This is a genomic window from Streptomyces huiliensis (assembly GCF_020037025.1).
Taxonomy (GTDB): domain Bacteria; phylum Actinomycetota; class Actinomycetes; order Streptomycetales; family Streptomycetaceae; genus Streptomyces; species Streptomyces huiliensis.
In genome coordinates, this window is record NZ_JAIQLH010000370.1 from 1 (window position 1) to 7,130 (window position 7,130).

Annotated in this window: 6 protein-coding genes; 3 read left to right on the forward strand and 3 right to left on the reverse strand. The window is 72.6% G+C overall.

Going from position 1 to position 7,130, the window contains the following annotated elements; genetic code table 11:
- Positions 1-125 precede the first annotated feature (125 nt).
- Positions 126-1,613 carry an amino acid permease gene (locus JNW98_RS33485; protein WP_223772063.1) on the reverse strand — a complete coding sequence of 496 codons (1,488 nt, stop codon included), beginning with the start codon at positions 1,611-1,613 and terminating at the stop codon, positions 126-128.
- A gap of 579 nt (positions 1,614-2,192) precedes the next feature.
- Here JNW98_RS33485 and JNW98_RS33490 point away from each other — a divergent pair.
- Together JNW98_RS33490 and JNW98_RS33495 are read left to right on the forward strand one after the other, a co-directional pair.
- Entirely contained in the window at positions 2,193-3,971 is a 1,779-nt protein-coding gene (locus tag JNW98_RS33490) for a protein-arginine deiminase family protein (RefSeq protein WP_223772064.1), read from the forward strand.
- Positions 3,972-4,164: 193 nt separating this feature from the next.
- On the forward strand, positions 4,165-4,641 hold the full coding sequence (locus tag JNW98_RS33495) for a VOC family protein (protein WP_223772068.1): 477 nt from the start codon (positions 4,165-4,167) through the stop codon (positions 4,639-4,641).
- Positions 4,642-4,677: 36 nt separating this feature from the next.
- On the opposite strand, the gene JNW98_RS33500 is transcribed toward JNW98_RS33495, so the two are convergent.
- Positions 4,678-5,832: a GDSL-type esterase/lipase family protein gene (locus tag JNW98_RS33500; protein ID WP_223772065.1), complete on the reverse strand. Its 1,155-nt coding sequence runs from the start codon at positions 5,830-5,832 to the stop codon at positions 4,678-4,680.
- 58 nt (positions 5,833-5,890) lie between these two features.
- Complete coding sequence (locus tag JNW98_RS33505) at positions 5,891-6,295, reverse strand: winged helix-turn-helix transcriptional regulator (protein ID WP_223772066.1); 405 nt, start codon at positions 6,293-6,295, stop codon at positions 5,891-5,893.
- Positions 6,296-6,418: 123 nt separating this feature from the next.
- Between JNW98_RS33505 and JNW98_RS33510 the strand changes: the two genes are divergently transcribed.
- Positions 6,419-7,130 (forward strand): alcohol dehydrogenase catalytic domain-containing protein (locus JNW98_RS33510; RefSeq protein ID WP_223772067.1); only part of this gene is annotated, 712 nt, incomplete at its 3' end.

The window sequence follows — 7,130 nt, forward strand, 5'->3', positions numbered from 1 at the left end:
GGCCCTATGCCCGGCCTCACAACAGCCGCTGCTCACCGTCGGCGTCCCGCCACCCTGCGCCCACGAAAAACCGGGCCGCGCCCCCTTCGCGGGGAGCGCGGCCCGGTGCCGTCGACGCGTCGCCGTTACGCCTGCGGCTTCGCCGCCTCGCGCAGCTCCGCCTCGCGCTGGGTGCGGGCGACCTTGCCGCGGACCAGGAACCAGCCGCCGACCAGGGCCGCCGCGATCAGCGGCAGGCAGAGGATGGTGTCACGGCTGGCGCCCTTGTCGGCCGCCATCAGGCCCAGGACACCGGCGAGGAAGACCAGCGTGACGATCTGGGTGTAGGGCGCCCAGGGCAGCCGGTAGGAGGGGCGGGTGACCAGGCCGGCCTTGGCCCGCCGCCAGAACATCAGCGAGCAGAGCATGATCATGCCCCAGGTGCCGATGATGCCGATCGCGGCGAAGTTCAGCACGATCTCGAAGGCGTTGTCCGGGACGACGAAGTTCAGGCCGACGCCCAGGACGCAGAAGAACGCGGTGAGCAGGATGCCGCCGTAGGGGACCTGGCCCTTGTTCATGCGGCCGGTGAACTCCGGGGCGGAGCCGGACATGGCCATCGAGCGCAGGATGCGGCCGGTGGAGTAGAGGCCGGAGTTCAGGCTGGAGAGCGCGGCGGTGAGGACGACCAGGTTCATCACGCCGGCCGCATACGGCACGCCGATCTTGGACAGCACGGTGACGAACGGGCTCTCGCCGCCGGTGAAGGCGTTGTACGGCAGCAGGAGCGTGAGCAGCACGACCGAGCCGACGTAGAAGAGGCCCACGCGCCACATGATCGAGTTGATCGCCTTGGGCATGATCTTCTCGGGGTTCTTGGTCTCTCCCGCGGCGACGCCGCACAGCTCGACCGAGGCGTAGGCGAAGACGACACCCTGGATGATCAGCAGCATCGGCATCAGGCCGGACGGGAAGAGGCCGCCGTGGTCGAGCATGTTGGACAGGCCCGGGGCGTGCCCGCCGACCTCGTGCTGGCTGGCCAGCAGGAAGATGCCGATCGCCATGAAGGTGATGAGGGCGCCGACCTTGATGATCGCGAACCAGAACTCCATCTCGCCGAAGTACTTCACGGAGATGAGGTTCACGGTGAGGACGACCGCGAGGGCGATCAGCGCGAGGACCCACTGCGGGATGTCGCTGAACAGGTGCCAGTAGTGGGTGTACGTGGCGACGGCCGTGATGTCGGCGATGCCGGTGGTGGCCCAGTTGAGGAAGTACAGCCAGCCGGCCGCGAAGGCGCCCTTCTCCCCCATGAACTCGCGGGCGTACGAGACGAACGCGCCGGAGGAGGGGCGGTAGAGGACGAGCTCACCGAGGGCCCGGACGACGAAGAAGGCGAAGATGCCGCAGATCGCGTATGCGATGAAGAGGGAGGGTCCCGCGCTCGCGAGCCGGCCGCCGGCGCCCAGGAAGAGGCCGGTGCCGATGGCTCCGCCGATCGCGATCATGTTGACGTGGCGGGACTTGAGGTCCTTGCTGTAGCCCGCGTCACCGGCGTCCACGTGCGTGGACGTCGTGGTCGGGGCGGACACACCGGTGGGCGTGTCGGCCGCAGTGAGAGTGCGGTCGCTCATGTATGTCTTCGCCTTCGTTCGTGGGGGCAGGACCGGAGGGCGTCCCGGCAGGGGACACCGCCCGGGCTCCGGCTGGCGATGCCGGTCCTGGTGATGCAGAAGGTGTGAGCGGGATGGAAGTAGCGGAGTCCGGGACATACGGAAGTGGGGGGTGGACTCCTCCCGCCGGAACGTCGGACGTCAGCGGCCCGAGGGGCGCCGTCGCCCCGGAGGGCGATGTCGGAGGACGCCGTGGTGCCGGCGCGGGTACGCCGCGGCGATCTCCGGGATGTCTGACGAGTCCATGCGGGAATGGTGTGAGGCGCGTGAAGGTGCCGTCAAGAGTTTGCGGAGAATTGACATTTTTGAAAACTCACGCTAAGTAACCCGCCACAGGGAAGATCGCAGGTCACGAGCCGGGTACGGGAGGCGCGCGACTACACACTGCAACGTTTCCGGCGGTAAGGTGCTTCCGCCGCCGATTTCCCGGCCTCCCCCGGGAAGAGGACGGGTTCCTGCCGGGACCGGTCCGAAGGATGCAGCGGCCCATCGCCCGGGCGGACGATGCCCGGCGGCCCTCCCGGCGGAAGAGTGTCGTCCATGACACATCGACCCGCCATGAGGGTGTCCCTCGTCTCCCCCCTGGCCTGCGCCGCGGTGCTCGCCGCCCTGGTGCCCGCCGCCGGCGCGCAGGCCGCGCCCGCCGCCGCCCCACTCCGGCTGCTCACGCCGCAGGGCACCGAACTGCTGCCGAACCTCGACGACGACGCCCGCCGCTGCACCCTGCGCCCCGGCGACCTGGACCGGCTGGACGTCGCCGTGGATGAGCGCCTCGCGGCCTGCAACGACGCCGCCGACGAGGTCGTCAACGGCACGGCCGACCTGGCGGACCTCACCCCGCTGCGGGTCGCGCCCACGGCCGTCGGCTCACGGGCCCGCGCCCGGGTGTCGGTGCCGGCCGCGCAGGCCCGCTACGCCCGGATCTTCGTCGAGCGCGGCGGGCGGTACGTCTCGCTGGGCTCCGGCGGCCCGCTCCGGGCCGACGAGCTGCGGCGCGGCGTCCGGCTGGCCGTCGAGGGCCGGGACGTCGTCCGGGACCGGGCCCGCTGGGACGGCCGCGTCGACGTCACCCTGTCCGTCACCGACCGGTCGTCGGCGGCCCGCACCGCCACCGTCCGGCTGCGCGTGTCCCCCGTCCTCGTCCAGCACGACCTCCAGCGGGCCCGGCACGTCTTCGCCGCCGCCCCCGGGCCCGGCACCGGTCAGCCCGCGGAGGTGCCGACCTCCGGCCGGCGCCCGGGTGGCTGGGACGCCTTCGCCGGCTCGCTGCGCAAGGCGGCCCGGGACTCCGGCCTGCCCGCCCGCGAGCTGCGCTTCCAGCCCGGAACGGCCGAGTGGTGGCGGGACGTGTGGCGGCAGGACATCGCCGAGCCGGGCTACGTCACCAAACAGACGCCCGAAGGCCGCCGGACCATGCGGATCCTGCTGCGCTCCCCCAACCACTGGACGTCCCCCGACGGCCGCACCGCGAGCCTCCGCCGCGCCGGCCGGCTGCTCTACCGCGACCTGCGCGGGCCCGGCGTGGGGGTCGTCCAGCAGTACACCACCCGGCGCGACCGCGGCGTCGACGAGCTGCTGAACTTCACCGGCAACATCGAGTCCCTGCCGCCCTACCCCGGCCACCCCCAGGGCCGGATCGTCTACGGCAGCACCCCCGAGCGCCACCCCGACCCGTCGTTCGTGACCCTGCTGCGGTCCCAGGGGCGGCAGGAGCCGCTGGCGATCGACACGTCCTGGCTGCTGGTCGGCCACGCCGACGAGACCGTCCACGTCGTCCGGGCGGACAACGCGCGCGGCTGGACGCTCGCCTACTCCGACCCCCGGCTGGCGCTGGACCTGCTGCGCCGCGCGCACCGCGCCGGCGAGGGCGGGCAGCGGCTGTTCGCCGACACGGACGCCCAGACCAAGCCCACGATCGACCAGGTGCTCGACCACGAGCGGCGGACCGGCGACAACGCGGACGCCGCGCGGCGGATCGACGGGCAGCTGGCGGTGCTGCTGCGCGCCACCGGGCTGCGGAAGGACGAGCTGGTGCCGCTGCCGGTGCTGTACGCCAAGGAGGACGCGGGCGGCGGGGTCCGGCGCCACCTCGCCTTCTCCCCCGCGCTCGCCAACGGACTCTCCCTCACCGCCCGGGACTTCGCGCCGCCGGCGCCGCACGGCCCCCGGGTCGGCGGCCGGGACCTGTTCCGGGACGAGGCCGAACGGCGGCTCCGGGCGCAGGGCGTACGGGTGCACTGGGTGGAGGACTTCTCCTGGGCCCACCTGGGCGGCGGTGAGGTGCACTGCGCCACCAACGCGCTGCGGCAGGTCCTCTGACATTCCGTCAACCGGCGCCGCGCGGCCGTTCGGGTGACGTACACGTTGTGGACGCCGCACGGCGCACGGCAGAGTAGCGCCGGGCCATGACCGATGTGTCCCGAGAACACCGTGTTCGCGAAGCGGTCGGGAGAGCGCCATGCGGCAGGAGAGCCCTACTCGCCAGGAGAACGCCACGCGTCAGGAGAGCGCCATGCAGAAGATCACGCCGTTCCTGTGGTTCGACGACCAGGCGGAGGAAGCGGCCGGGCACTACACGTCCGTCTTCGACGACTCCCGGATCGTGCAGGTCCAGCGCTACGGCGAGGCGGGTCCCGGCGAGCCGGGGTCGGTGATGACGGTGACGTTCGAACTCGCCGGGCAGCAGTTCATCGCCCTGAACGGCGGTCCGCAGTTCACCTTCAACGAGGCCGTGTCCCTCTACGTCGACTGCACCTCGCAGGAGGAGGTCGACGAGCTGTGGGCGCGGCTCGGCGAGGGCGGCGAGGAGGGGCCGTGCGGCTGGCTCAAGGACCGCTACGGCCTCTCCTGGCAGATCATCCCGCGCCGGCTGACGGACCTGCTGAGCGATCAGGACACCGGGCGGGCGAACCGCGTCATGCGGGCCATGCTGGAGATGACGAAGATCGACGTGGCGGCGCTGGAGGAGGCGGCGGGCGGGGAGGAGTGACCCCGCCCCCACCCGCCGGCCGGACGCTCCGTTCCGTCAGAGCCGCAGCTGCGCGACGTCGGCCGCCGCCGCCATCACGCGGGCGCCCTCGTCGTTGAGGTGCAGGTGGTCGCCGCTGTCGTAGGCCGGCAGGATCCGCTCGGGGTGGTCCGGGTCGGCGACGGCGGCCGCGACGTCCGTCACGGCGTCGAAGACGTCGGCCGTCCGGATCCAGTCGTTGACCTCGCAGCGGACGGCCTGGCCCTGCTCCGAGTCGTACCCCTCGTAGACCGTCCCGGCGTAGGGGCCGATCGTGTGCGCGATGACGCGCAGCCCCGCCTCGTGCGCCTTGCGGGCCAGTTCGGTGTAGCCGGAGATGAGGTCGCCGGCGGTGGGCAGCGGCAGCGGTGCCTCCGGATTGAGGTTGCCGGGCGTGCCGAGGTCGTTGAGACCGAAGTTGAGGATGACGTGGGTGACGCCGGGGACGTCGAGGACGTCGCGCCGCAGCCGGGCGAGGCCGTGCTCGCCGATCTCGTCCGTCAGCAGCCGGTTCCCGGAGATGCCCTGGTTGACCACCCAGCCGCGGGTCAGCCGGCGGTTGAGGTGGTCGGGGAAGCGCGCGTCGGCGCCCGGGGTGGTGCCGGCGCCCTCCAGCCACGAGTCGCCGAAGGCCACGGCTATCGCGGTGCCCGCCGGGGCGAGGACGTCGACACCGGAGACGAAGTACCGGGACAGTTCCAGGGTCTCCGCGCCTTCCAGGGCGGGGGCCGCGGTCAGGTCACCCGGCGCAGCGAAGCCGGTCTCGGACGCGACCACGGAGAAGGTGGCGAGCCCGGTGTCACCGGGGAGGTGCAGGCTGAGCGCGAACCGGTCGCCGGCGGCCACCGCGCCGGGCAGCGGGTCGCTCACGCCCTCCTCGCCGACCTCGAGGGTGAAGGACTCCCGGCCGCCGAAGGTGAGGGGCGCGGACGTCCCCGGATCGACGCCGGAGCCGCCCGTGTGTCTCGCCCAACGCGCGGCGCCGACGGTCAGCGGCTCCTTCCCGAACCTGTTGCTGAGGCGGACGCGGACGGCCTCGCCGCCGCCGTTCAGCCGGATGACCTGACGGAGCGTCTGGTCGGCGAAGGAGCGGGACGGGAAGAGGGTGTAGCTCTCGTACGGGCTGACGACGGCGGAACGGAAACCGGCCACCCACTGCGTGTTCGTTGTCATGCTCCGATCGAACACCTGCCACGACGATCATGTTCCCGTCCCGCCCGATGTTTCCGGGTCAGTCCGTCACCTCGTCGAAGCGGGTCCGTGCCGCCAGGACGTCGTCCATGTGGGTCTCGGCCCACGCCTTGATCGCCCGCATCAGCGGGACCAGGCTCTCGCCGAGCGGCGTCAGGGCGTAGTCGACCCGGACCGGCACCGCCGGGGTGACCGTCCGGGTGACGAGTCCGTCCCGTTCGAGGTTCCGCAGCGTCTGCGTCAGCATCTTCTGGCTGACGCTCACCAGGCGGCGCGCCAGGTCGGAGTAGCGCTGCGGTCCTTCGGAGAGCGCGTTGACGACCAGGCTCACCCACTTGTCCCCGATGCGGTCCAGCAGTTGCCGCGCGGGGCATTCGGCGAGGTAGGCGTCGTACGCGGCGCGCGTCTCGGCATTCGGGGTCGCGGTCGTGGTCGTGGTCGCCATGACTCTCCTTCGGGTGCGGTGGCCACTTCGAAGTACCTTCTTCCTTCTGGAGAGTAACTCTCCCTAGGGTCGTAGCCGTTCAGCCGAACGCGAGAACGTCGGAACGGAAGGTGTTCGAGGATGATGCGGGCGATCGTCGTACGGACGATGGGCGGGCCGGAGGCTCTGGAACTCGTCGAGGTCCCGGTGCCGCGGCCGGGCGCCGGGCAGGTGCGGGTGCGCGTCGAGGCCGCCGCGGTCAACCCGGTCGACGCGCTGACACGCTCCGGGGCCCTGGCGGCGGCGGGGCTGATGGGGCCCAGAGAGACCACCGGCATCGGATGGGACGTCGCCGGGCGCGTGGACGAGGTCGGGTCCGGGGTCACGGAGTTCGCTCCGGGCGACCGGGTGATCGGCCTGCGGGACCGGCTCGACCTCCCGCTCGGCACCTACGCGGAGCAGGTCGTCCTGGACGCGACCGCGGTCGCGCCGGCCCCCGCCCGCCTCTCGTCCGCCGAGGCGGCCACTCTGCCGCTCAACGGCCTGACGGCCGATCAGGCGCTGGACGCCCTCGGCCTGGCCCCGGGGGCCACCCTGCTGGTGACCGGGGCGGCCGGGGCGGTGGGCGGGTACGCCGTGGAACTGGCGGCCGGGCGCGGGCTGCGCGTGGTGGCCGCCGCGGCGGACGAGGACGAGGCGTTCGTCCGCTCGGCGGGCGCCGAGTGGTTCGTCCCGCGCTCGGCCGATCCGGCGGAAGCCGTCCGCGCCCTGGTCCCCGGCGGCGTGGACGCCGCCCTCGACGCCGCCGTGCTCGGAGTGGCCGCACTGGGGGCGGTGCGCAACCGCGGCGCCTTCG

Excerpts from the sequence above, each read along its gene's own strand:
- JNW98_RS33490 (WP_223772064.1), top strand. The coding sequence starts at position 2,193 with ATGACACATCGACCCGCCATGAGGGTGTCCCTCGTCTCCCCCCTGGCC.
- JNW98_RS33505 (WP_223772066.1), bottom strand. The coding sequence starts at position 6,295 with ATGGCGACCACGACCACGACCGCGACCCCGAATGCCGAGACGCGCGCC.
- JNW98_RS33500 (WP_223772065.1), bottom strand. The coding sequence starts at position 5,832 with ATGACAACGAACACGCAGTGGGTGGCCGGTTTCCGTTCCGCCGTCGTC.
- JNW98_RS33495 (WP_223772068.1), top strand. The coding sequence starts at position 4,165 with ATGCAGAAGATCACGCCGTTCCTGTGGTTCGACGACCAGGCGGAGGAA.
- JNW98_RS33485 (WP_223772063.1), bottom strand. The coding sequence starts at position 1,613 with ATGAGCGACCGCACTCTCACTGCGGCCGACACGCCCACCGGTGTGTCC.